This is a genomic window from Polaribacter sp., from assembly GCF_965660385.1.
Classification (GTDB): Bacteria; Bacteroidota; Bacteroidia; order Flavobacteriales; family Flavobacteriaceae; genus Polaribacter.
In genome coordinates, this window is the sequence record NZ_CBFHZT010000003.1 from 1 (window position 1) to 23,791 (window position 23,791).

Genomic DNA, 23,791 nt, shown 5'->3' on the forward strand with positions numbered 1-23,791 from the left:
AATTTAGCGTTCGAAAATAATCAAAAAGGAATGCCTTTAATGCGTCCTATTTTCTTTGAAGAAGACAATTTTAAATTGATGTCAAATTCAACGACTTATTTATGGGGAAAAGATTTTTTAATCACACCTATTTTAAAAGATTCCGTAAAAACAAAAGCAGTTTATTTTCCTAAAACTGCCAATTGGATTGATTTTTATACGGATGAAAAAATTAAAGGAGGACAAACAAAAAGTGTTCAAGTTCAAGAAAATTCCATTCCTACTTATGTAAGAGAAGGCGCATTTATTTTAATGACGGATCTAGTGCAAAGTACAGACAATTACAAAGCAGATCAATTAGAAGTTCATTATTATTACAATAATTCAAAACAAGAAACAGAAAGAACTTATTATAATGATGATGGTTTAACTGCCAATGCTTTCGAAAAAGGAGAATTTGAAATTTTAGAGTTTGAAGCTGAATTCGAAAAAAGATATTTAGAAATAGATTTTGAAGCTGAATTTGGAGAAAACTGGAATCCGTCAGAAAAAGAAATTAAATTGATTGTTCATAACATTCATCACAACCCTAAAAAAATAAAAGTAAATGGAAAAAGAGCACGAATTTCATCAAAAGAAAACACGCTTACAATTCCGTTAAAATGGAATCCTAAAAAAGAATTAAAAATTAAAATATCCTTAAAATAAATCAATTATGAAAAAAATACATTCGTATGCATTAGCTGTAATTTTATCAATTGTAATTGGTTGTACATCAGAAAAAGTATCAGATAAAAAAATGAAAAATCCTAGTGTAAAGAAAAAAGCAGTGGTTTATCAGGTTTTTACGCGTTTGTTTGGAAATACAAACACCACCAATAAACCTTGGGGAACCATTGAAGAAAATGGAGTAGGGAAGTTCAATGATTTTACAGACAAAGCATTAACAGAAATTAAAAATTTAGGAGTTACGCATATTTGGTATACAGGTGTGCCACATCATGCTGTGATTCGTGATTATACAAAATTTGGCATTTCAAATGACGATCCAGATGTTGTAAAAGGTAGAGCAGGATCTCCTTACGCTGTAAAAGATTACTACAATGTAAATCCAGATTTAGCGGTTAACGTGGACAACAGATTAGAAGAATTTGAAGCCTTAATTGAACGTAGCCATAAAGCCGGATTAAAAGTGATTATAGATTTCGTTCCCAATCACGTGGCGCGTAATTACCAAAGTTTAACCAATCCTGAAGGGACCACAGATTTTGGCGCCGAAGACGATAAAACAAAAACTTACGACGTTAATAATAATTTTTACTATAATCCAGGAGAGGCTTTTAAAGTGCCAGAATGGAAACATGGCTATCAGCCTTTAGGAGGTGAGAAGCATCCATTAGCAGATAGTAAGTTTGAAGAAATTCCTGCAAAATGGACAGGCAATGGTTCTAGAGCATCGCAACCCGATATGAATGATTGGTATGAGACAGTAAAAGTCAATTACGGAGTTTCACCCGAAGGTCAAAAAGATTTTGATGAGTTACCAGATGGTTTCGACAATGAAGATTATAAAAAGCATTACGAGTTTTGGAACGGTAAAACAGTTCCTAGTTCTTGGTTGAAATTCAAGGATATTGCTTTGTATTGGACGGCTAAAGGTGTCGATGGTTTCCGTTATGATGTGGCGGAAATGGTGCCAGTTGAATTTTGGAGTTATATGAACTCATCTATCAAAATGAAAAATCCGGATGCATTTTTATTGGCAGAAGTATATCAACCGCATTTATACAGAGATTACATCAAAAAAGGAAAAATGGATTATTTATACGACAAAGTACAGTTGTATGATACCCTTAAAAACATCATGCAAGGTCGTGGTTCTACAGATCATATTGCGCCAATTCAATACGATTTAAAAGATATAGAACATCACATGTTGCATTTTTTAGAAAATCATGATGAGCAAAGAATTGCAAGTCCAGAATTTGCAGGCAATGCATTAAAAGCCAAACCAGCCATGGTAGTTTCTGCCACTATTTCTACAGCACCAACCATGATTTATTTTGGTCAAGAATTTGGAGAAGATGGTTCTGAAAATGCCGGTTTTGGAACGCCTTCTAGAACATCTATTTTCGATTATGTTGGAGTGCCATCTCTACAAAGATGGGTCAACAACAAGCAATTTGATGGTGGACAATCTACCCAAGAAGAATTGGACTTGAGAGATTTTTACAAAAGATTGCTAAACTTTACATTACAAAGTGATGCATTGATGGGCGAATACCAAGACATACATCATCATAACAGATACAATACAGAATGGTACAATGATAAAGTAGTGTCTTTTGTGCGTTATAAAGGTGATGAAAAATTGATTATTGTTGCTAATTTTAATGCAGAAAACACCTATGGTTTCGAGTTGAGTTTACCAGGTGATATCATTACAAAATGGAATTTAAAGGATGGTGAATATCAATTAAAAGACCAATTGTATAACGAATATTCATCAACTTTAAAAGTAGAAAACAATCAAGCAAAAGTTAGGATAGATATAAAACCTTTGGAATCTTTTATTTTAAAACTTCAATAATACCTATAAGTAACTTTCAGGTTTTAGAAAGCTGAAAGTTCTACTATTTACACCATATAATTATGAAAAAAATATTTTTATTTTTAAGTCTACTAGCATTTTATAGTTGTGCTACATCAGAAAAAAAAGATGATAAAAAATCGACTCAAAAAGAATTTGTTTGGGAAGGAGCAAATATCTATTTCTTGTTAACCGATCGTTTTAATAACGGTGATACAAAAAATGATATTAACTTTAATAGAACCAAAGAAACAGGAAAACTACGTGGTTTTGAAGGTGGAGATCTCAAAGGAATTACCCAAAAAATTAAAGAAGGCTATTTTACCAAATTAGGAATCAATGCCATTTGGATGACTCCTATTGTTGAGCAAATTCACGGAAGCACAGACGAAGGAACAGGCGTTTCTTACGGTTTTCATGGCTATTGGGCCAAAGATTGGACCAAAATCGATCCAAATTTTGGTACAAAAGAAGATTTAAAAGAGTTGGTTGCAATTGCACATAATAACGGAATTAGAATTTTGTTAGATGCTGTCATCAATCACACAGGGCCTGTTACCGAAAAAGATCCTGTTTGGCCAAGCAATTGGGTAAGAACAGAACCAAAATGCGAATACAATAATTACGAAAATATCATTAGTTGTACTTTGGTAAACAACTTGCCAGATATTAAAACAGAAAGTAATGAAACTGTAGATTTACCTCCGCAATTAGTTGCAAAATGGAAAGCAGAAGGACGTTATGAGCAAGAAGTTAAAGAATTAAATGAATTCTTTGCAAGAACTGGGCATCCAAGAGCACCGCGTTTTTACATCATGAAATGGTTGACAGATTATATAACCGAATTCGGAATTGATGGTTACAGAGTAGATACTGTAAAGCACACAGAAGAATATGTTTGGCAAGAATTTAAGCAAGCATGTGATTTTGCTTTCGCGGAATTCAAGAAAAATAATCCTGATAAAATTTTAGATGATACCCATTTTTATCTAGTTGGTGAAGTGTATAATTATGCAATTTCTCACGGAAAAGCTTTTGATTTTGGTGATAAAAAAGTCAATTATTTTGACAATGCTTTCAACAGTTTAATCAATTTTGAAATTAAATGGAATGCCAAACAAATGCCAGCTGCCGCTGTTTTTAAGAAATACGACAGTATTTTACAAAATGATTTAAAAGGATATGGCGTTTTAAACTACATGACTTCTCATGATGATGGACAACCTTTTGATAAAGAAAGAAAATTACCTTACAAAACAGCAACCATGCTATTTTTAACACCAGGAACTGCACAGGTTTATTATGGTGATGAATCTGCAAGACCTTTAATAATTGAAGGAACTGTTGGTGATGCCACTTTACGTTCTACGATGAATTGGGATGCTATTGATGCTGATGCAGAAACTCAGAAAATTATGCAACACTGGCAAAAATTAGGTCAGTTTAGAGCCAATCATATGGCTGTTGGTGCAGGTAAGCATCAAGTGATTTCAGAAGAAAATGGATTGGTTTTTTCTAGAGTTAGAAAAGATGATAAAGTTGTAATCGGACTTAATTTACCTAAAGGAAATAAAGAAATTAAAGTTTCTTCAATCTTTAAGAATGGTGAAGAAATAAATGACTTTTACTCGAATCAAACTATAGAAGTTAAAGACGGTAAAGTAAGTTTTACATCAAAAGACACAGTTGTTTTATTAGAAAAAAAGTAAGTTATGAGAATTCGTTTTTTATTGATTGTCATTAGTGTATGTTTATCTTCTTGTTGGGCAGAACCAGAAACGGTTTTGGTTTCACCTGATGAAAATATATTTTTAGAATTTTCTTTGAGTGAAACAGGAAAACCTGTTTATGAAGTACTTTTTAAGAATAAATCAATCATTAAAAAATCTTCTTTAGGGTTTGATTTTGAGAATACTACATCATTTTCTGATGATTTTGAAATCGCAAATTCATCAATAATAACATTTAATGAAACTTGGCAAATGCCTTGGGGAGAACAGTTAGATGTTGTAAATCATTACAATGAATTACGGGTTGAACTTCAAGAAAAATCAGAATTAAAAAGAAAACTAAATATTGTTTTTAAAGTTTATAATGATGGAGTTGGTTTTAGATATGAATTTCCTGAACAAGAGAATTTAAAAGAGGTTTTAATTTCTGAAGAAAATACAGAATTTAACTTAACAGAAGATTATAAAACATTCTGGATTCCTGGAGATTGGGACATTTATGAGCATTTATATAGTACAACAAAACTGTCTGAAATAGATGCTTTAAATTATAAAGTTAATGGTGCTTTGGCACAAACAAGTATCCCAGAAAATGCCGTAAACACACCAGTAACGTTAGTTGGTAAAGATGGAATTCATTTAAGTTTCCATGAAGCAGCTTTAGTAGATTATGCTGGAATGACTTTAAAAGTGGATACTAAAAACTTAGGATTTACAAGTAATTTGGTGGGTTCTAACAATACAGATTATAAAGTAAAAAGAATAGCACCTTTTAAAACACCTTGGAGAACCATTCAAATAACAGATAATGCTCCAGATTTAATTCAATCAAATTTAATTGTCAATTTAAATGAACCCAATAAATTAGGTGATGTTTCTTGGTTTACACCTATGAAATATACTGGAGTTTGGTGGGAAATGCATTTGGGAAAATCTTCTTGGGATTATGGTATGGAGCTAGTAGATGGCAAGTGGAAAGACACAGGGAAAGCTCATGGAAAACATGGAGCAACTACCGAAAATGTAAAACGATTCATCGATTTTTCTGCAAAAAACAACATTGGTGGTGTTTTAGTTGAAGGTTGGAATACAGGTTGGGAACGTTGGATTGGTTTTGAAGATAGAGAAGGAGTTTTCGATTTTATCACTCCATATCCAGATTACGATTTAGATGAAGTAACATCGTATGCGAAATCTAAAGGAGTTCAAATTATTATGCATCATGAAACTTCTGCGGCTACAGAAACTTACGAAAAGCAACAAGATACAGCGTATGCATTGATGCAGAAATATGGAATGCATGCAGTAAAATCTGGTTATGTGGGTAAAATTTTACCAAAAGGTGAATTTCATCATGGGCATTACATGGTAAATCAATACAATAATGCAGCTATAAAAGCGGCAAAATATCAAGTAGCTGTAAATGCGCATGAACCAATAAAAGCAACAGGATTACGTAGAACGTATCCTAATATTATTTCTAGAGAAGGTTTGCGTGGGCAAGAGTTTAATGCTTGGTCTGGTGATGGTGGAAATCCGCCAGAACACCTACCAATTGTAGCTTTTACAAGAATGTTAGCAGGTCCTATAGATTTTACACCAGGTATTTTTAATATTAAGTTTAATGAGTATAAAGACAGCAATCAAGTAAATACAACTTTAGCGCAACAATTAGCTTTGTATGTGGTCATTTATAGTCCTGTTCAAATGGTAGCAGATTTAGTTGAGCATTATGAAGCAAATCCAGAACCTTTACAATTTATAAAAGATGTAGGTGTAGATTGGCTAGAAACCAAAGTTTTACATGGAGAAGTAGGGGAATTTGTAACCATTGCAAGAAAGGAAAGAAAAACCGAAAATTGGTTTTTAGGGAGTATAACAGATGAAAATGCAAGAGAAATCGAAGTAGATTTTAGCTTTTTAGATGAAAATCAGAAATATGAGGCAATCATTTATAAAGATGGCAAAAATGCACATTGGAATGATAATCCTTTAGATATCAACATAGAAACTATAGAAGTTACAAAAACCTCTAAAATAAAATTTACTTTAGCAGAAGGTGGTGGTTTGGCAATAAGCATTTTAAAAAAATAAAATGGTAAAAGAATAAGTATAAACTATTTTAAAATCTTTAGGACTAATAGTACAAATTTCACTAAACACACACCAAACAAGAGTAAAAAATAAGGCATTTTTACATGCTCAAATCAACCTATTTTTTCAGTTTTTACATTTCATAAAATAAGTTTATATTGCAGTTGTTATGCATGCATAATAAATTTAAGTTTAGAATTATGAAATACAAGCACATTTTTGAACCATTAGATTTAGGGTTTACCACCCTAAAAAATAGAATTTTAATGGGTTCTATGCATACAGGTTTAGAAGAAGAAAAAAATGGCTATGATAAAATGGCTGTTTATTTTGCAGAAAGAGCAAAAGGTGGAGTGGGCTTAATTGTTACAGGGGGAATAGCACCTAATATTCAAGGGTGGACAGCCCCATTCTCAGCAAGGCTAAGTTCTAAAAAACAAGTTAAAAATCATCAGAAAGTTACTGAAGCTGTGCATGCAGAAGGTGGTAAAATATGCATGCAAATTTTACACTCAGGACGTTATGGATATCATCCTTTTAATGTTGGTGCATCAAAAATAAAGGCACCTATAAATCCTTTTAAACCTTTTAAATTAAAATCATCAGGAATTAAAAGAACAGTTAGAGATTTTGTAAACTGTGCAAAATTGGCTTTAGAATCTGGTTACGATGGAGTTGAAGTAATGGGCTCTGAAGGGTATTTAATCAATCAATTCATAGCCAAAAGAACAAATAATAGAACTGATAATTATGGTGGAAGTTATCAAAACCGAATGCGACTTCCCATTGAAATTGTAACCAAAATTAGACAAGCTGTTGGAGTAAAATTTATCATCATCTACAGATTGTCAATGTTAGATTTGGTTGAGAAAGGAAGTTCATGGGATGAAATTGTGCAATTGGGTAAAGCAATTGAAAAAGCAGGAGCTACCATTATAAATACTGGTATTGGTTGGCATGAATCTCGAATTCCAACAATTGCAACTTCAGTGCCAAGAGCCGCATTTACTTGGGTAACTAAAAAAATGAAAGAAGAAATTAAAATTCCCTTAATTACCTCTAACAGAATAAATATGCCAGAAACTGCTGAAAAAGTTTTAGCAGAAGGTCATGCAGATATGGTTTCTATGGCTCGCCCTTTTTTAGCAGATTCAGCATGGGTAAATAAAGCCAAGCAAGAAAAAGAAGACGAAATTAACACGTGCATTGCTTGCAATCAAGCGTGTTTAGATCATGCATTTCAGAAAAAAGTAGCAAGTTGTTTGGTAAATCCTAGAGCTTGTCATGAAACAGAATTACAATATAATGCAACTTCAAATCCAAAGAAAATAGCTGTTGTTGGTGCAGGGCCAGCAGGTTTGGCAGCCTCAACGATTGCTGCTCAAAGAGGACATGTTGTTACCTTGTTTGATGCAGATGTAAAAATTGGTGGCCAGTTTAATATGGCAAAACAAATTCCTGGAAAAGAAGAGTTTTTTGAAACCATTCGTTACTTTCAAAAACAAATAGAATTACATAATGTTATTTTAAAACTAAATACAAAAATTAGTGTAGATGATTTGCAAAATTCAGATTTTGACGAAATTATTATAGCTACAGGAATTCAACCAAGAACATTAAAAATTGATGGGATTCATCATCCTAAAGTGTTAAGTTATATTGATGTTTTAAAACATAAAAAACCAGTAGGAAAAAGAGTAGCTGTTATTGGTGCTGGAGGTATTGGCTTTGATGTTTCAGAATATTTAACGCATCAAGGAGAATCAACTTCGCAAAATATTGATGCCTGGTTGCAAGAATGGGGAATCGATAAATCTTTAAAATCTAGAAGTGGTATTGAAGGGATGCAAACAGATTTTCATCAAGCTTCAAGAGAAATCTTTATGTTTAAAAGAAGTAAAGGTAAATTTGGTGGAAATTTAGGAAAAACGACAGGTTGGATTCATAGAGCCAATTTAAAAAAGAAAAAAGTGCAATTTATAGGTGAAGTTTCCTACACTAAAATTGATGATCAGGGTTTACACTACATTCAAAATGAGGAGCAAAAAGTTTTAGAAGTTGATAATGTGGTGATTTGTGCTGGTCAAACTCCGTATAAAGAATTGTATCAACCATTATTAGATTTAGGTAAAAAAGTGCATGTTATTGGTGGCGCAGACTTTGCAAGTGAATTAGATGCCAAAAGAGCTATTAATCAAGGAGCAAGATTAGCTGCAAAATTGTAAGTAAAATTTATTACTTTTAAGCGGTTTTTTAGAAAATAAAATTATATCAAATAAAGCTCTTTTGTTATGAAAAATAGACTATTATTTATTTCTTTACTATTTACAACTCTTATTTATGGATAGCGACCAAATGGAGTTGGAGGTCTAGGATCACCCCAAGACCAAAACAGACTTATTATAGTAAACAGGCAACCAAAAGAGATTAAGTCCACAAATCTTGCTGGTATTTTTTATTATGATGTAAAGTCGGTATTGAAAAAAATTAGGGTAAAAGATAAAGAGCTTAAAGTTCCAGTAGTTAAAGCACTCAAAGACTACAATTTTAAGACGAAAGAAATAGAGCTACGTAATGCAGATAATTTTAAAGCTTTAGATCTTTTAATGAGTTCACGAATAAGGTCAAGAGTAAAGTCTTCGAATGCTAATACGAATCCAAAAGATAACCCAAATGATTTTAGACAAAAAATCATCAAAATTATACGACCTGTTAAACAAGAAATTATAGAAAACGAGGTCGTTTTAAATAAAACCTTAGCTACTTTGTTATCCGAAAAGCAAAATAAAAAATGGCTAAAACTCCAAAAAAGTCAAAAAGACAAATTAAAACCTCAAAGACCTCAAAATAATAATAGAACATTGCAACATTGAACACGAATAGTTGAAAGGTTTTAAGGATGTAAAATACATCAACTCAAAAAAAATCAAATCATAATCATTCGTAATTTTGTATAGCTCATATCCCTATTTTTTCTGATATTTGTAGTTCAACTAATTTAAAAACAGATTATGGCAATGAATAAAAATACGGTCCTAGGTTGGGCTACAATGTTAATGATTGCAATGGGCGTCATATTAATTTTAATGGGCGCAACCAGATACGAAGATGTTGCTGGTTGGGGATTTGCAACAGTTGGTATTGGTTTTTTCTGCATTGCTTGGGTATTTAATGCCTTAAAAGGTAGAGTTTAAAAAGGCTACAAATTCGGTAGTATTTTTCAGTTTAATTATTTTAAAGAGTACAGTAAATGAGCGACGATAAGAAAGTTATCTTTTCGATGAATAAGGTTTCTAAAACCTATCAATCCACAGGAAAACAAGTTTTAAAAGATATTTATTTAAGCTTCTTTTATGGAGCAAAAATCGGAATCCTAGGTTTAAATGGTTCAGGTAAATCTACTTTGCTAAAAATTATTGCAGGTGTAGAAAAGAATTTTCAAGGAGATGTTACGTTTTCACCTGGTTATAAAGTTGGGTACTTAGAGCAAGAACCACAACTAGATCCTGAAAAAACAGTGTTGGAAATTGTAAAAGAAGGTGTTGCAGAAACTGTGGCCATTTTAGATGAATACAACAAAATCAATGATATGTTTGGTTTGGAAGAAGTGTATTCTGATGCAGATAAAATGGAGAAATTAATGAACCAACAAGCAGAATTGCAAGATAAAATTGATGCGGCTAACGCTTGGGAATTAGATACCAAATTAGAAATAGCCATGGATGCTTTGCGTACACCAGATTCTGATAAGAAAATAGGTGTACTTTCTGGTGGTGAAAAAAGGCGTGTTGCCTTATGTAGATTGTTACTACAAGAACCAGAAATTTTATTGTTAGATGAACCTACCAACCATTTAGATGCAGAATCTGTACATTGGTTAGAGCATCACTTAGCACAATATAAAGGTACTGTAATTGCAGTAACACACGATAGATATTTCTTAGATAATGTGGCTGGTTGGATTTTAGAATTGGATAGAGGAGAAGGCATCCCTTGGAAAGGAAATTACTCATCTTGGTTAGATCAAAAATCGCAACGTTTGGCACAAGAAAGCAAAACAGCTTCGAAACGTCAAAAAACTTTAGAACGAGAGTTAGATTGGGTTCGTCAAGGCGCAAAAGGTCGTCAAACCAAACAAAAGGCACGTTTAAAGAACTACGAAAAGTTGATGAGTCAAGATCAAAAGCAAGTAGATGAAAAACTAGAAATATACATTCCTAATGGGCCACGTTTAGGAACGAATGTAATTGAAGCTACAGGAGTATCTAAAGCTTATGGAGATAAATTACTGTATGAAGATTTAGCCTTTAATTTACCACAAGCAGGTATTGTGGGTATTATTGGACCAAATGGAGCTGGTAAAACAACTATTTTTAGAATGATTATGGGAGAAGAAACTCCAGATAAAGGAAGTTTTAAAGTAGGAGAAACAGCAAAATTAGCGTATGTAGATCAGGCACATTCAGATATTAATCCTGATAAAACCATTTGGGAGAATTTTTCTGATGGACAAGATTTAGTGATGATGGGAGGCAAACAAGTCAATTCTAGAGCGTATTTAAGTCGATTTAATTTTTCAGGAAGTGAGCAAAACAAAAAAGTAGCAACACTTTCTGGAGGAGAAAGAAATCGTCTGCATTTAGCCATGACCTTAAAAGAGGAAGGTAACGTATTATTACTTGATGAGCCAACAAACGACTTAGATGTAAATACACTACGTGCTTTAGAAGAAGGCTTAGAGAATTTTGCAGGTTGTGCTGTTGTAATTTCTCACGATAGATGGTTTTTAGATAGGGTTTGTACGCATATTTTAGCTTTTGAAGGCGATAGCCAAGTGTATTTCTTTGAAGGTTCTTTCTCTGATTACGAAGAAAACAAAAAGAAACGTTTGGGTGGAGATTTAATGCCAAAGCGTATCAAATACAAAAAATTAATTCGCTAAGAGTAGCATTAATGAAAAAAACTTTTAGAAAAATTATCCTTTTAGGAATGTTCGTTTTACTAAATTCTTGCGAACAAGAAAGCACATGTGAAACCAAAAGAAACTGTTATCCTGATGGAAATGGAGGACAAACTTGTGTTGAAACACCAATTCCAGGTACTTGTATTGATAATAATTTTGGTTTCTAAAAACTTTTAGACATATTGTAAAAACTAAAAATAAAAACTTCATTCTTTTAACGAATGAAGTTTTTAACTATTCAAATAATTGCAAAACAGTTTCTTGTTTTTACAAATTTATGAAACATCAAAATTTTGTAACAGAGGAAAAACCCTGTTTTTTTACATTTAAATAGATGCTTTATAAAAGTTATAGAAAACTTTTGTATCAACTTTAAAAAGATATTTAATTTATTTTGATAACAAGCAATTACCAAAATTTTTTTAAAAATCGCTCTTAAAATGATGAAATTTAGCACTATTTTAAACCTCTTTTTTTTAAATATATTTTCATTAATAGCTTATAAACAGGTTTTTTATTGGGTTTGTTAATGTAAAGAAAGGTTCAAGAAGTAGTGTACTACTTATAGTCAGTTTATTGGGGGTTAAAAATGTTATAGTTCGTTAAAATTTATTTTGTTTAACTAATATTTATTATTTTTAAACAAAAATAAAAAAATGAAAATTTCTCCATTTGTATACATTGCAATCACGACGTTTATCTTATTTTTTGTAACCATACTTAGTGCATTAAATTATTCCTTTAGTTGGATTTTTTATTTAACCGTTTTGGGTCAATTTTTTGTGATTATCATGGTTTACCGAGTTTTAAAAGATAAATACACTACAAACAAAACTTTTGAGCATTTTTACGAAGATGCACCCATTCGTGTAGATGAAATAACCAAAGAAAAATTTAGAGGTTCATAAATACAGTACTCCTTTTTCTTTTTTGTTGGTTTATTAAAACTACATTTCACTTGTTTATGTTATCCTTTTAAATTTATAAAATCTTAGAAATAGAGGTTTGTAGACTTATATTTTAATAAGTATGCTATAGAAATAGCTAAAAATATTATCTCAGTTGTATTGATATCAAACATCTCATAAAAAAGCATATTAACAGCCTTATGTTAAAGTATTTGTTTTAATGAGAAACATCTACTTAAAAGCACCTTATTTGAAACGTTAAAGACTACCTTTGCCAAAATTTTTGAACCAAAGGTTTTAAATAGATAAGATAAAAGAAATGAATACAATATATACAGAGGCTAGTTTTCAAAATATGATGAATGTAGCAAATCGTTATGGAATTAGTATAAATGCAGTTTTGGATTTAACACAAGCATTAATGCAAAGTGGTGGAACAATGGCGCAGTTTAATATCCCAGAATTGGGTGGTGGAGGCCAATGGATGTTAGGAGGTATGACCATGGTTGGTGATATGTTTAACAATGGCTTAAAAGCAACTGTAGATGGCTTGTGTTGTGAACTTTCTAATATGATTAATCAGGGAAGTATACAGTATAAACCATTGCCAAAAGTAGAAAATCAAAATCGAGCTATGGCTGGAAATGCTGGAAATTGGTGGGGAGATTTAGGTTTCCCAAATTCCACAGGAAGTCAGAACAACACCAGTTACGCTATTTTTTCTCAGATAAATCGTTTGGCGATTCAAGAGAATGGAAAAGTAACAATTTTTGATACATTAGATCATCAAATTGGGGGTACAGGTCAACAACAAGGAGGTACGTATGCTGTAACTTTTACAAGCCAATATGGCACTGTAGATTTAAATAGTTTGCCAATTATTTCAGGTGGAGAAGATAAACCACAGCCAAATCTAGCAAATAATAACAATAATCCCTTTGTTCAAAATGAGCCTGAGGAAATTGTGCAGGATCCTGTTCATAATAAAAATGGGACTGATGTTTTTGAAGAAGATATTTTTCTAAAAATAGAAAAATTAGCGGCTTTAAAAGACAAAGGAATTTTAAGTGTGGAAGAATTCGAAAATAAAAAAACAGATTTGTTAAGTAGATTGTAAAATTTTCAAAATTTTAAGATCAGGCCTCAACATTTCAAATTGATTTGTTGAGGTTTTTTATTTTTGCAGCAAGTCAAATCATTGAGTTTTAAATTTTTTGCAGAAATCTAAATGATGACAATTAAAAATTTAGAGATTTCCTTCTATTTGTAAAGAAGAATGAATGGTTTTAATTTTATGCTTTTTTTCTTAACTCAGCTTTGGGTTTGTTTAAATAATTGGCATTCATAGCTCCAATTTTCTCTGAAATTGAATTTACCAATTGTAATATTTTGGGAGTTATAGAATAAGGTGGTTGCATTTTGATACTATCATTTGATAGTATCAAAGGTAGTGGTTTTTAATTAATTATACTTTTATATCTGACTTTATCAATTCACGTGCAAAATCAATAAATAATTTATATGCTTTTGTAAATGAATAGTTGTCATCTGAATGTTTAACAGCTATATTCCTTTTTACCATAGTAGAACCTACTAACCTTTTGATACTATCTGCATCATTCAATTGCTTGTTTGATTTTACAATATCAGTCCAAGAACTGTTTTTAATATAACCGACTATTTCGTCAATGTGAAAGTCAGAAAACCCTAATTCATCCATAAAATTCTTTCCATCTTTGTCTAGTTCATAGCAGAAGATTGAGAAGAATATGCTTATATCACGAGAAGTGTTTTCATTTGTTTCTTCTGAAATTAGATAATAAAACTCTTGAGTGTTCTTTAATTCAAAACCAAACGACTTATTAAAAAATTCAGTATAGAAATCTTGATACTCTTTTACAATATCAAAGTAAGAATCATCAATGGTAATAAATCTCCCATCCATAAAAGATGTAACTATTTGTTTGTGTTTATTCGGATACATTTTCTTTTTTAGTGATTTTTAGTTTTGGCATTATTAACTCTCCTTGTTCTGTTCTAAACGAAATATTTCGGTTTTCTTTGTCTTGCTGTACTTCATAATCTTCTTCAAAGATTAAGCTTGTAACCATAAAATAGTTGTCAAAATCAAAGTTTTTGTTTTCGTTTTCTAATGATGTTTTACACCAAGTAAAAAAGTCGTCAACTGGAAGTTTTGAGTTTAGCTGAGATTTATATTCGCTTTTATTGAAAATCCATTGCTCTACAATATCAGTTTCCTCTTCAATAAATACATCTTCTTCATTTTTAAATTGGTCAAAATACAATTTCGTGTTTTCGTAAATAAAAGGATTATAGAGATTATCTCTTTTTGTATTAAAAAGCTCTGGTGGTTTAATTTCTTTGTAGCAATTTCCGTTTGTTAAGTATAAGTGAAAACCTTGTAAATATTCACTTTCTGTTCTAATTCTATCAATAAGTGGTAAAAGTTCATTTGTTAATATATTAGATTGTTTAGAGATATCTTTCTCTATTTGCCTCAATATATTATAAAGTTTTTCGAACTGTCTTCTTATACTTTCGTCTGTGTAATCAAAACGTTTGTTATTTGAAAATTGAGAGATACTCAACAGTTCATTATATATTGATTGAGAATGGTTAACATCTAAAATATTATTTAATGGAATAATATAGTTATCAATTAAATATCTCGCTTTTTGGACTTTCTCTTGATATTCTATTTTTCGAGTATTTGCTTTTAGTTCTCTACTTTCATTTAAAAGGCTTATTGTATTATTTGTTACTGCATTTTTAAACTGATTTATTTCCTTGGAAAGGGCTTCTATTCTAGCCAAAAGAAGATTTTTATCGTTATTTTCTTTTTTTATTTCAAGAAATAATGTTCTTATAGATTGACCGAATTTTTCAATCTCTTCTGGAAGTAAAGGTTTGAATTGTTGAAGAACAAACTCAAACAAAACGAAATAAGGTTCATTAATTACATAATCGTCATTTTGTTCAACAAGTAATTTGTGTTCAAAAAGTTGGTTTTCAATATCACTTCCAAATTCTTTAAGTGCATCAGAAACCTGACTTTTTAAGATGGTTTCATTCTTGACTTGTATATCAAAAAGTTGCCTTAGCAAGTCAAAATGAGTTGCCAAAAATTGTAATATGGTTTTTGGTTCTGACTTAAACATTGATTAGTATTTCTTGTTCTAAAAATCTATTTGTCCGAGCAACTTGTTCTCTAATTTGAACAACAATTGAATCTTTTGAGTTTTTTACAAGATTACTCATTTTAGCCTTGTTTCCTTTTAATGATGCTGAATGTTTGTCGAAAAGCTCGTAGTAATTTGTTGGCAAATACAATTGAGCATTGGCAAAGACTTCTTTTATTCTTAAATATTCATCAAGTCCATTAAAGTCATAGTCGACAAAAACTAAAACTTCCTTTGCATTTATCATAGAAATAGATTCTTTTCCTATTCTACCGTATTTGTGTACAAATAGATAATTGACTCCTAATAGCTTTTCTGCATTTAAAAAAGTTTCTAAATTTTCAACAAAACAGATTTTATCAGCGATAATTGAATTTGGAATTACAGAAAATAAACCAAAATCAAGAGTCTGTTTTTCAATATCTACAAGATGGTTATTGATTTGAAAAGAATTAAAACCTCTGAACAAGAAAATTGGATTATTGTCAATTTTTGTTGCTTTTGAGTTTCTATATTTTTTAATGTTTCCTGATTTACTTTTACTAACGTTGTGTTCTGGAAAAGATGTATTAAAAAATTTCTCAAATTCATTTTCTTTACAAACTTCAATTTTGAAACCTCTTCCAAGTTTTAATGATTCTAAAATTTCGGCACGAAGCAAGTTTTGAAAAATATCAGATTTCAAAATGCTTTTTGGAATTGCGGATTTTGAAACCGATTTACTTTCTAATAATAATTTATATGTTTTGAAGTCAACTTCTTTCATTATGCTTCAATCGGTTTTCTTAATATTACATTTCCATTCTTCTCACTAACAACGATTTTACCCTTGTTTCTTCTCACTAGATAGTATTTATCAAAACCATCATAAGGATGAAGTGGTGCAGCTGAAATCGGTATGAAATTATGTTCTTTGCAGAAGTTCAATATTTCAATTCTGTTTGCTTCGTCAATAGTTCCTATTTCATCAACAAATAAGACAATTTTATTTTCATCATCTTTTACAACTATTTGATTAATGATAGACATAATTAGAACCAATCGAATCATTTTATCTGTGCCATCAGATTCAATTTGATTTTTTAGGTCAACAATTTTGTGTTGTCCTTTTTTATGTAAATGAAGTTTGATGTCAAATAAATCATTAAACGTAATTGTGGTTTGATTATCTAAATATTTATTCAGTACGTTTAGGTTTTCTGACTGGTCATCAAAAATTAGTTCTGATGTTAAATCTCTAATCTGAATGATTTTATTTAAGTCCTTTATAAGTTTATCGTTCTCTACAATCTCAATTTTTAAGGTATCAATATCAGAGATTTTTATTTTCTTAATTTTCGAGTTAAATTGATTTGTAATAAATGAATTAAATTCTTCAAATCTTGAATAAATTGTACGACAAGGATTTGCAAATTGAGTTGATATATTTTTAAGCAAACCATCAATTGCTTTTTGTTTGTCTTCTAAAGTTACAAGTTCAGATTCTATATATTTTATAAACTCTCTTTCGTCAGCTTCAACTCTCTCTGTTTTATTTTTTAATTTATCAAAAAGTCTATTCTTGTCATATTTAATCTGTTCTCGTTCTAGATGATTCCTTTTTATATTTGAGTATATATTATCTAAAGAATCGGTTGATTGATACTCTACTGGTTTAATGCCAAATAATTCTAGTTCGACTTTCCATTTTTGGATATTTTCTACCCTATTCTCTTTTGTTAGAATATCTTTAGTTAGTTGTTCGATAGTTTCAGAAACTTTTCTGATTTCTTCCTCAATTAACTTGGTCTCTTTAGTTGATTGTTCCTTTTGCTCTAATAAGGTTTTGAAATCTATATTTAATGTTTCAAGTGCTTTTTCTAAAGTTGGAAGTTGCTGTAATTTTTCAATTTTGATATTTATAATCTTGATTTGGGCATTTATTTCAACTAGATTTTTACGATGTTTTTCTAAATCTTTTACAATCGGCAAAAGTGTTTCATTATTTGCCTTTTCTTGCTCTAGTTTCTTGATTTGCTTTTTTAACTCTTCAATAGATTCTATTGGTTTTCCTTTTAAATCATTTGGTAAATTTATTGCGCCATCAAATAACTTCATCAAGTTATCAGTTTGCTTGATTTTTTCTGAAATATTGTCAGAAGATAAACTTGTTATATCTGTTGAAAGGACTCTATTGAGTAACTCTTTATTTTCTTGGTTATCTGAAATTCTATGAATTAATTGGGCAGAATAATTTTCAACTTGGTTTGTAATTCTCAAAATGGCAGATTCAGCTTTATGAATATTGCTTTCAATTTCTTTGCTACTTAGTTTTTGGTTCTCAATTTGTGATATTTTGTATTCAATATCTTTCCTTTCTTTTTCTAAATTTAAAAATGCTTGGTTTAAGAATTCTAAACTTTCATAAGATTTAATTTCCGTAACTACTTTTTCCTTATCGCCTATTTCTTTTTGTTTCTGACTTATCTCAATTTTTAATCCACCTACTTTTTCAAAAACTAATTTTAATTTAGGGTTTAGGTTTTCATTTAATTCAAGTGTATTCTCATTTTTTTTAATTTTCATTTTAGAAACGGAAGTGCCAAGTTCAGAGTATAAAGAAGAATATTGTTGATTAAAGGCAAAAATTAATTCAGATAGGATTGCACTTTTTCCTTTGTATTGATTTACCAATTCTTTGAAATCATTAAAGCTGCGTTTAATACTCTTAATAATTTTTATCTCTCGATTATGCTTTAATAAAGTTTGAATGTCTTTTTGATTTTTCTTTGAAAAAGAAACACTTTCGTTTTCTTTATTGTCGGCAATAATCAAAGATTCTTTAAGTGAATCGTTGTTGATTAGTTTTGAATTTATTAAGTACTTGTAGATTTTAGAAAAATTATTACTAATTCCACGTCCATCTTGATTTACATTTTGATTTAACCAAACAACTCCATTGTTTCTTTTTCCTTTTTGGTAAACAAAATTAAAAACGTTTCTACGATTTGAAAACTTGCTATGTTCTATTCCATTTGTAGTAAATTCAGATAATACCGAGTCAAATTTTCTTATTTTTTGACCGTTAGCAGTTTCTGAAAAATAAAGTTCTTCTTTGTACTCGCTGTCAATTTTATAGTAATCTAAATTTCCTTCGGCATTTTTCTTTACTAAAATAGAGTAGTAGCGATTTTTGAAAATTTCAAAGATTATAAAACTAGAATTTATTGAAGGAAAATAGTGATTGAAAGTAGCTTTGTCTCCTGTTCGATTTCCGCTAAAAGTCATTTCTCTTCCATCAATTATAAACAGAAAGTTTAGAGCGTAAATCAGCGTACTTTTTCCGATGTTGTTTGGTCCTACAATTTGAAGGGAATTGCAATTGTCTAATTCAATATCCGCTTTTGAGTATATGTCAGAGTTTAATATTATTAATCTTTTAAGCATTTTTTTGATAATTTTACTCAATCCTATTAATCATTTCAGGATAGAAACTATTGTTAATATCACAGAAGAATTAATTTTCATAAATGTACCAAAAATCAAAATCAAACTTAAAAACATTTATCCCAACTTATCAACAAAACCCAACATAAAGCTAGATTTTATCCCAAATAAAATTAATTACATCACCCAATGCAATAATAATCTATAAATTTATAGCCTATTAAAATAAAAGAACATGTTTAAAGGAGTAATTTTTGATTTAGATGGTACACTTGTTAATTCTCTAGGAGATATTACCAATGCAATAAATACAGTGTTAAAAAAACATAACTTTCCAACAATTAGCGTTCAGGAGTGTAAAAGTTTTATAGGGCATGGTGTTAGAGATTTGGTGGTAAAAGCTTTGCCTAAAGAAAATCAGAATGAAGAATGGATCAATCGTTGTTTTGAAGAAATGTTGGCAGTTTATCGAGACAATTGCACAATTAAAACAGCTATGTATCCTGATATTAGTAATTTACTAGATGAGTTAACGGCTCGTAATCTAAAATTAGCTGTATTTTCTAATAAAGCAGATGAACTTACTAAGAAGGTTGTAAAAGCAATATTTTCTAAATGGAATTTCGAAGTTGTAGAAGGGTTAAAATTAGAAGCCTTAAAAAAACCAAACCCAACTGTTGCTCTAGAAATTAGTGAAAAGTTAGCCATACCTGCAGAACAATTAATTTTTGTAGGAGATACAGATGTAGATATCATAACCGCTAAAAAGGCAAATATGCATCCTGTTGGCGTAGTTTGGGGCTACAGAACCAAAGAGGAATTAATTTCAAGTGGCGCAAAATTTATTTTAGAAAATCCGTTAGATTTAATTAAAATTTTATAATTAGTTAAAACTTTAATAATCATGATTTTTCAAATAATGTCATGTGAAGTAAACAAGATCTATTTTAAATTTTATCCATCTAAAAATTGCAAATACCTATGTCAGAATAATTGGGTTTTAAATTAACCCTTCAAAAAAACAATCCCTACAAATTAAATAGACATCGTATTTTAAAACAAGGTAAAAGGCTAAAAAACAAAACAATAAGTGTTCTTTTAACAGTTGGATATAATGCAGTGAATCGTTTAAGCAATTCCAAAAAAGGAATAATACCTTACTTTTGAATTTAGATTTTAATAATCAAGAAATAAAGCATAAAAAAATGGCAAATACATTATTTGACAAAGTATGGGATTCGCATGTTGTGCGTCAAGTTAAAGACGGACCAGATGTGTTTTTTATAGATCGTCATTTTATTCACGAAGTTACAAGTCCTGTAGCATTTTTAGGATTAGAAAGTAGAGGAAACAAGGTTGTTTATCCTGCAAGAACGTTTGCAACTGCAGATCATAATACACCAACAATAAATCAACATTTACCTGTAGAAGATCCATTATCTGCAAATCAGTTAGATGCTTTAGAAAAAAATGCTGCAAAACACGGTATTTCGCATTGGGGTTTAGGTGATGAGAATAATGGAATCGTACATGTTGTTGGGCCAGAAAACGGAATTACCTTACCTGGAGCAACGATTGTTTGTGGAGATTCACATACATCTACTCATGGAGCTTTTGGTGCAATTGCATTCGGAATTGGAACAAGTGAAGTAGAAATGGTATTGTCCACACAGTGTATTATGCAACCAAAACCAAAATCGATGCGTATTAACGTAAACGGAAAATTAGGTTTGGGAGTTACACCTAAAGATGTGGCTTTATATATTATTTCACAACAAACAACTTCTGGAGCTACTGGGTATTTCGTAGAATATGCAGGTGATGTTTTCGAAGATATGTCTATGGAAGGACGAATGACCGTTTGTAATTTGTCTATAGAAATGGGCGCTAGAGGCGGAATGATTGCTCCAGATGCAAAAACATTCGAATATTTAAAAGGACGTTCTCAGACTCCTAAAGGAGCAGATTGGGATAAAGCCATGAAATATTGGGAAACCTTATATTCAGAAGATAATGCCGAATTTGATGTAGAATTTAATTATGATGCAGCAGATATTGAGCCAATGATTACCTATGGTACAAACCCAGGAATGGGAATGGGCGTAACAAAATCGATTCCTAATGCAGAAACTGTAGAAGGTGGTGTAGAAACTTACAAAAAATCATTAGGTTATATGTCTTTTAGCGAAGGCGATGCTATGATTGGTAAAGAAATCGACTTTGTATTTTTAGGTTCTTGTACCAATGGAAGAATTGAAGATTTTAGAGCATTTTGTTCTATTGTTAAAGGACGCAAAAAAGCAGACAATGTTACTGCTTGGTTAGTTCCAGGATCGCATAAAGTTGTAGATCAAATTAAAGCAGAAGGTTTAGATAAAATTATAGACGACGCAGGTTTTGTTTTAAGAGAACCAGGTTGTTCTGCGTGTTTGGCAATGAATGATGATAAAATTCCATCAGGAAAACTATCAGTATCAACCTCAAACAGAAACTTTGAAGGAAGACAAGGACCAGGATCTAGAACATTATTAGCTTCTCCATTAGTTGCAGCAGCATCTGCAGTTGAAGGTGTAGTTACAGATCCAAGAACGTTATTAGTGTAAAATTTATAAAGTATAAAAGTTGAAAAGTTAACAAGTAAGATGGTTTATATTGTTTTTGAAACGAACAACTTTTAAAACTTTTAAACTTTCAACTTTATAAACAAATTAAAAACAATGGCTTACGATAAATTTAACGTACTAACAAGTACAGCATACCCATTACCAATCGAAAATGTAGATACAGATCAAATTATACCTGCTCGTTTCTTAAAAGCGACTGAGCGTAAAGATTTTGACATCAATTTTTTCCGTGATTGGAGATACAATGCAGACGGAACACCAAAAGCAGATTTTCCTTTAAACAAAGAAATTTATGCGGGTTCTAAAATCTTAGTAGGAGGTAGAAACTTTGGTTCTGGTTCTTCTAGAGAACACGCAGCTTGGTCTGTGTACGATTTTGGATTACGTTGTGTAATTTCATCAGCATTTGCAGATATTTTTAAAAATAACTGTTTAAATGTAGGGGTTTTACCAGTACAAGTTTCTGCTGAATTTGCAGACACTTTGTTTGCAGCAATTATGGCAGATCCTAAAACAGAAATCAAAGTAGATTTACCAAATCAAACTGTAACCTTAGTAGCAACTGGTGAATCTGAATCTTTTGACATAAATGCTTACAAAAAAGATAATATGTTAAATGGTTTTGATGATATCGACTACTTAAAAAACATGGAAGATGAAATTTCTGCGTTTGCTGAAACAAGACCTTTCTAAATGTTATTTCCGTGAAAACGGGAATCCAAAAAAAGATTTCTTTTCAAGTTGATAAAATGACCCAAAGAAAAATTGAAATAATGGATACGACACTGCGTGATGGCGAACAAACATCAGGAGTGTCGTTTTCGGTTTCCGAAAAATTAACCATTGCCAAATTATTATTAGAAGAACTAAAAGTAGATCGCTTAGAAATTGCATCTGCTCGTGTTTCTGATGGTGAATTGCAGGCGGTTCAAAAAATTACGGCTTGGGCTGCAGAAAACAATTTTTTAGAAAATATAGAGGTGTTAACTTTTGTTGATGGTGGAAAATCGATAGATTGGATGTTAGAAGCTGGTGCAAAAGTTCAGAATTTATTAACCAAGGGCTCTCTAAATCACTTAACACATCAACTTAAAAAAACTCCAGCACAACATTTTGATGATATCAAAGCAACTATTGAACTAGCTGCAAAAAATGATATCAAAACCAATGTGTATTTAGAGGATTGGTCTAATGGAATGCGAAATTCCAAAGACTATGTTTTTGAATATTTAGACTTTTTATCAACCCAAAAAATAAATCGTGTTTTATTACCAGATACCTTGGGTATTTTAACACATAATGAAACCGCTTTATTTATAACAGAAGTAAGAGCAAAATATCCAAAATTACATTTAGATTTTCACGGTCATAATGATTATGATTTAGGAGTTGCTAATGTAATGGAAGCTGTTAAGGCAGGTGTAAATGGTTTGCATTTAACCATAAACGGAATGGGAGAACGTGCAGGAAATGCACCAATGGCAAGCGTAATTGCTGTAATTAATGATTTTTTAAGTGATGTAAAAATCACAGTAAATGAAAAAGCATTACATAAAGTAAGTAAGTTGGTAGAAACATTTTCAGGATTTCGAATTCCTGTAAACAAACCTGTTGTTGGCGCAAATGTTTTTACACAAACAGCAGGAATTCACGCAGACGGAGATAACAAAAATAACTTGTATTTTAACGATTTAATGCCAGAACGTTTTGGTAGAAAACGTAAATATGCCTTAGGTAAAACCTCTGGTAAAGCCAATATTCAAAAGAATTTACAAGATTTAGGTATCAGTTTAAATGATGATGAACTTAAAAAAGTTACACAAAGAATTATAGAGTTAGGAGATAAAAAAGAAGTAGTTTCTCAAGAAGACTTACCCTATATCATTTCTGATGTTTTAGATTCTGATACGATAGAAAAACGTGTAGTTGTAGAAAACTATGTGTTAACACATTCTAAAGAATTAAAACCATCAACAACTTTAAAGTTAAGAGTTGAAGGGGTTGTTTATGAAGCGCAAGCTCAAGGAGATGGGCAATTTGATGCCTTTATGAATGCCTTAAGAAAACTATATAAAAGACATAGTAAAAAGGATTTACCTGCTTTGGTAGATTATGCTGTTCGTATTCCTCCAGGAAGTAATTCTGATGCGTTGTGTGAAACAATTATCACTTGGAAAAAAGATAAAAAAGAATTTTTAACTCATGGTTTAGATTCAGATCAAACAGTATCTGCAATTAAAGCCACAGAAAAAATGTTAAATATAATATAGTTTAAAG

Annotated in this window: 19 protein-coding genes and 1 pseudogene; 15 read left to right on the plus strand and 5 right to left on the minus strand. The window is 30.9% G+C overall.

All coding sequences use genetic code 11. The features are described from left to right. From ACTG3V_RS01485 to ACTG3V_RS01535, 11 genes are all read left to right on the plus strand, one after another. A partial coding sequence (locus ACTG3V_RS01485; protein WP_439130353.1) for a DUF5110 domain-containing protein occupies positions 1–687 on the plus strand: 687 nt, incomplete at its 5' end. A gap of 7 nt (positions 688–694) precedes the next feature. Further along, a complete protein-coding gene (locus ACTG3V_RS01490; protein WP_439130354.1) occupies positions 695–2,569 on the plus strand; it encodes an alpha-amylase family glycosyl hydrolase in 1,875 nt (624 codons plus the stop codon). Positions 2,570–2,631: 62 nt separating this feature from the next. After that, a complete protein-coding gene (locus ACTG3V_RS01495; protein ID WP_439130355.1) occupies positions 2,632–4,278 on the plus strand; it encodes an alpha-amylase family glycosyl hydrolase in 1,647 nt (548 codons plus the stop codon). A gap of 3 nt (positions 4,279–4,281) precedes the next feature. After that, complete coding sequence (locus ACTG3V_RS01500; protein WP_439130356.1) at positions 4,282–6,393, plus strand: glycoside hydrolase family 97 protein; 2,112 nt, start codon at positions 4,282–4,284, stop codon at positions 6,391–6,393. Between the two features lie 200 nt (positions 6,394–6,593). Beyond that, positions 6,594–8,618 carry an FAD-dependent oxidoreductase gene (locus ACTG3V_RS01505; protein WP_439130357.1) on the plus strand — a complete coding sequence of 675 codons (2,025 nt, stop codon included), beginning with the start codon at positions 6,594–6,596 and terminating at the stop codon, positions 8,616–8,618. Between the two features lie 252 nt (positions 8,619–8,870). Continuing rightward, positions 8,871–9,266, plus strand: coding sequence for a hypothetical protein (locus ACTG3V_RS01510; protein WP_439130358.1), 396 nt, complete (start codon positions 8,871–8,873; stop codon positions 9,264–9,266). 138 nt (positions 9,267–9,404) lie between these two features. Then, a complete protein-coding gene (locus ACTG3V_RS01515; protein WP_397445867.1) occupies positions 9,405–9,587 on the plus strand; it encodes a CAL67264 family membrane protein in 183 nt (60 codons plus the stop codon). Positions 9,588–9,643: 56 nt separating this feature from the next. After that, a complete protein-coding gene (gene ettA, locus ACTG3V_RS01520) occupies positions 9,644–11,335 on the plus strand; it encodes an energy-dependent translational throttle protein EttA (protein WP_439130359.1) in 1,692 nt (563 codons plus the stop codon). 11 nt (positions 11,336–11,346) lie between these two features. After that, the gene (locus tag ACTG3V_RS01525) at positions 11,347–11,523 is read left to right on the plus strand and encodes a hypothetical protein (RefSeq protein ID WP_439130360.1); all 177 of its coding nucleotides are present in this window, start codon (positions 11,347–11,349) and stop codon (positions 11,521–11,523) included. Positions 11,524–12,012: 489 nt separating this feature from the next. Beyond that, positions 12,013–12,264 carry a hypothetical protein gene (locus ACTG3V_RS01530; protein ID WP_439130361.1) on the plus strand — a complete coding sequence of 84 codons (252 nt, stop codon included), beginning with the start codon at positions 12,013–12,015 and terminating at the stop codon, positions 12,262–12,264. A gap of 319 nt (positions 12,265–12,583) precedes the next feature. After that, positions 12,584–13,381, plus strand: coding sequence for an SHOCT domain-containing protein (locus ACTG3V_RS01535; RefSeq protein ID WP_439130362.1), 798 nt, complete (start codon positions 12,584–12,586; stop codon positions 13,379–13,381). Positions 13,382–13,516: 135 nt separating this feature from the next. On the opposite strand, the pseudogene ACTG3V_RS01540 reads toward ACTG3V_RS01535, so the two are convergent. The 5 genes and pseudogenes from ACTG3V_RS01540 to ACTG3V_RS01560 all read right to left on the minus strand — a co-directional run. Beyond that, positions 13,517–13,682: pseudogene (locus ACTG3V_RS01540) on the minus strand (Fic family protein); the annotation flags it as partial. Between the two features lie 47 nt (positions 13,683–13,729). Further along, positions 13,730–14,248, minus strand: a complete 519-nt coding sequence (locus ACTG3V_RS01545) for a condensin complex protein MksE (protein ID WP_439130363.1) — start codon at positions 14,246–14,248, stop codon at positions 13,730–13,732. Beyond that, positions 14,235–15,443, minus strand: coding sequence for a hypothetical protein (locus ACTG3V_RS01550; protein WP_439130364.1), 1,209 nt, complete (start codon positions 15,441–15,443; stop codon positions 14,235–14,237). Before ACTG3V_RS01550 ends, ACTG3V_RS01545 begins: the two co-directional genes overlap by 14 nt. Further along, positions 15,436–16,230 carry a hypothetical protein gene (locus ACTG3V_RS01555; protein WP_439130365.1) on the minus strand — a complete coding sequence of 265 codons (795 nt, stop codon included), beginning with the start codon at positions 16,228–16,230 and terminating at the stop codon, positions 15,436–15,438. The genes ACTG3V_RS01550 and ACTG3V_RS01555 overlap by 8 nt, the downstream gene beginning before the upstream one ends. Then, on the minus strand, positions 16,230–18,911 hold the full coding sequence (locus ACTG3V_RS01560; RefSeq protein ID WP_439130366.1) for an ATP-binding protein: 2,682 nt from the start codon (positions 18,909–18,911) through the stop codon (positions 16,230–16,232). Before ACTG3V_RS01560 ends, ACTG3V_RS01555 begins: the two co-directional genes overlap by 1 nt. A 214-nt stretch (positions 18,912–19,125) precedes the next feature. Here ACTG3V_RS01560 and ACTG3V_RS01565 point away from each other — a divergent pair, with 214 nt between their 5' ends. The 4 genes from ACTG3V_RS01565 to ACTG3V_RS01580 all read left to right on the plus strand — a co-directional run bounded on the left by ACTG3V_RS01565 (position 19,126) and on the right by ACTG3V_RS01580 (position 23,784). Continuing rightward, a complete protein-coding gene (locus ACTG3V_RS01565) occupies positions 19,126–19,773 on the plus strand; it encodes an HAD family hydrolase (protein ID WP_439130367.1) in 648 nt (215 codons plus the stop codon). A gap of 322 nt (positions 19,774–20,095) precedes the next feature. Then, the gene (leuC, locus tag ACTG3V_RS01570) at positions 20,096–21,493 is read left to right on the plus strand and encodes a 3-isopropylmalate dehydratase large subunit (protein ID WP_439130368.1); all 1,398 of its coding nucleotides are present in this window, start codon (positions 20,096–20,098) and stop codon (positions 21,491–21,493) included. 114 nt (positions 21,494–21,607) lie between these two features. Continuing rightward, positions 21,608–22,207 carry a 3-isopropylmalate dehydratase small subunit gene (gene leuD, locus ACTG3V_RS01575; protein ID WP_439130369.1) on the plus strand — a complete coding sequence of 200 codons (600 nt, stop codon included), beginning with the start codon at positions 21,608–21,610 and terminating at the stop codon, positions 22,205–22,207. Positions 22,208–22,263: 56 nt separating this feature from the next. After that, positions 22,264–23,784, plus strand: a complete 1,521-nt coding sequence (locus ACTG3V_RS01580) for an alpha-isopropylmalate synthase regulatory domain-containing protein (protein WP_439130454.1) — start codon at positions 22,264–22,266, stop codon at positions 23,782–23,784. Positions 23,785–23,791: the final 7 nt, after the last annotated feature.

Bases quoted from the DNA above. Each gene is read 5' to 3' on its own strand.
- ACTG3V_RS01490 (WP_439130354.1), top strand. From the start codon at position 695: ATGAAAAAAATACATTCGTATGCATTAGCTGTAATTTTATCAATTGTA.
- ACTG3V_RS01495 (WP_439130355.1), top strand. From the start codon at position 2,632: ATGAAAAAAATATTTTTATTTTTAAGTCTACTAGCATTTTATAGTTGT.
- ACTG3V_RS01500 (WP_439130356.1), top strand. From the start codon at position 4,282: ATGAGAATTCGTTTTTTATTGATTGTCATTAGTGTATGTTTATCTTCT.
- ACTG3V_RS01505 (WP_439130357.1), top strand. From the start codon at position 6,594: ATGAAATACAAGCACATTTTTGAACCATTAGATTTAGGGTTTACCACC.
- ACTG3V_RS01515 (WP_397445867.1), top strand. From the start codon at position 9,405: ATGGCAATGAATAAAAATACGGTCCTAGGTTGGGCTACAATGTTAATG.
- ettA (WP_439130359.1), top strand. From the start codon at position 9,644: ATGAGCGACGATAAGAAAGTTATCTTTTCGATGAATAAGGTTTCTAAA.
- ACTG3V_RS01525 (WP_439130360.1), top strand. From the start codon at position 11,347: ATGAAAAAAACTTTTAGAAAAATTATCCTTTTAGGAATGTTCGTTTTA.
- ACTG3V_RS01530 (WP_439130361.1), top strand. From the start codon at position 12,013: ATGAAAATTTCTCCATTTGTATACATTGCAATCACGACGTTTATCTTA.
- ACTG3V_RS01535 (WP_439130362.1), top strand. From the start codon at position 12,584: ATGAATACAATATATACAGAGGCTAGTTTTCAAAATATGATGAATGTA.
- ACTG3V_RS01545 (WP_439130363.1), bottom strand. From the start codon at position 14,248: ATGTATCCGAATAAACACAAACAAATAGTTACATCTTTTATGGATGGG.
- ACTG3V_RS01550 (WP_439130364.1), bottom strand. From the start codon at position 15,443: ATGTTTAAGTCAGAACCAAAAACCATATTACAATTTTTGGCAACTCAT.
- ACTG3V_RS01555 (WP_439130365.1), bottom strand. From the start codon at position 16,230: ATGAAAGAAGTTGACTTCAAAACATATAAATTATTATTAGAAAGTAAA.
- ACTG3V_RS01565 (WP_439130367.1), top strand. From the start codon at position 19,126: ATGTTTAAAGGAGTAATTTTTGATTTAGATGGTACACTTGTTAATTCT.
- leuC (WP_439130368.1), top strand. From the start codon at position 20,096: ATGGCAAATACATTATTTGACAAAGTATGGGATTCGCATGTTGTGCGT.
- leuD (WP_439130369.1), top strand. From the start codon at position 21,608: ATGGCTTACGATAAATTTAACGTACTAACAAGTACAGCATACCCATTA.
- ACTG3V_RS01580 (WP_439130454.1), top strand. From the start codon at position 22,264: ATGACCCAAAGAAAAATTGAAATAATGGATACGACACTGCGTGATGGC.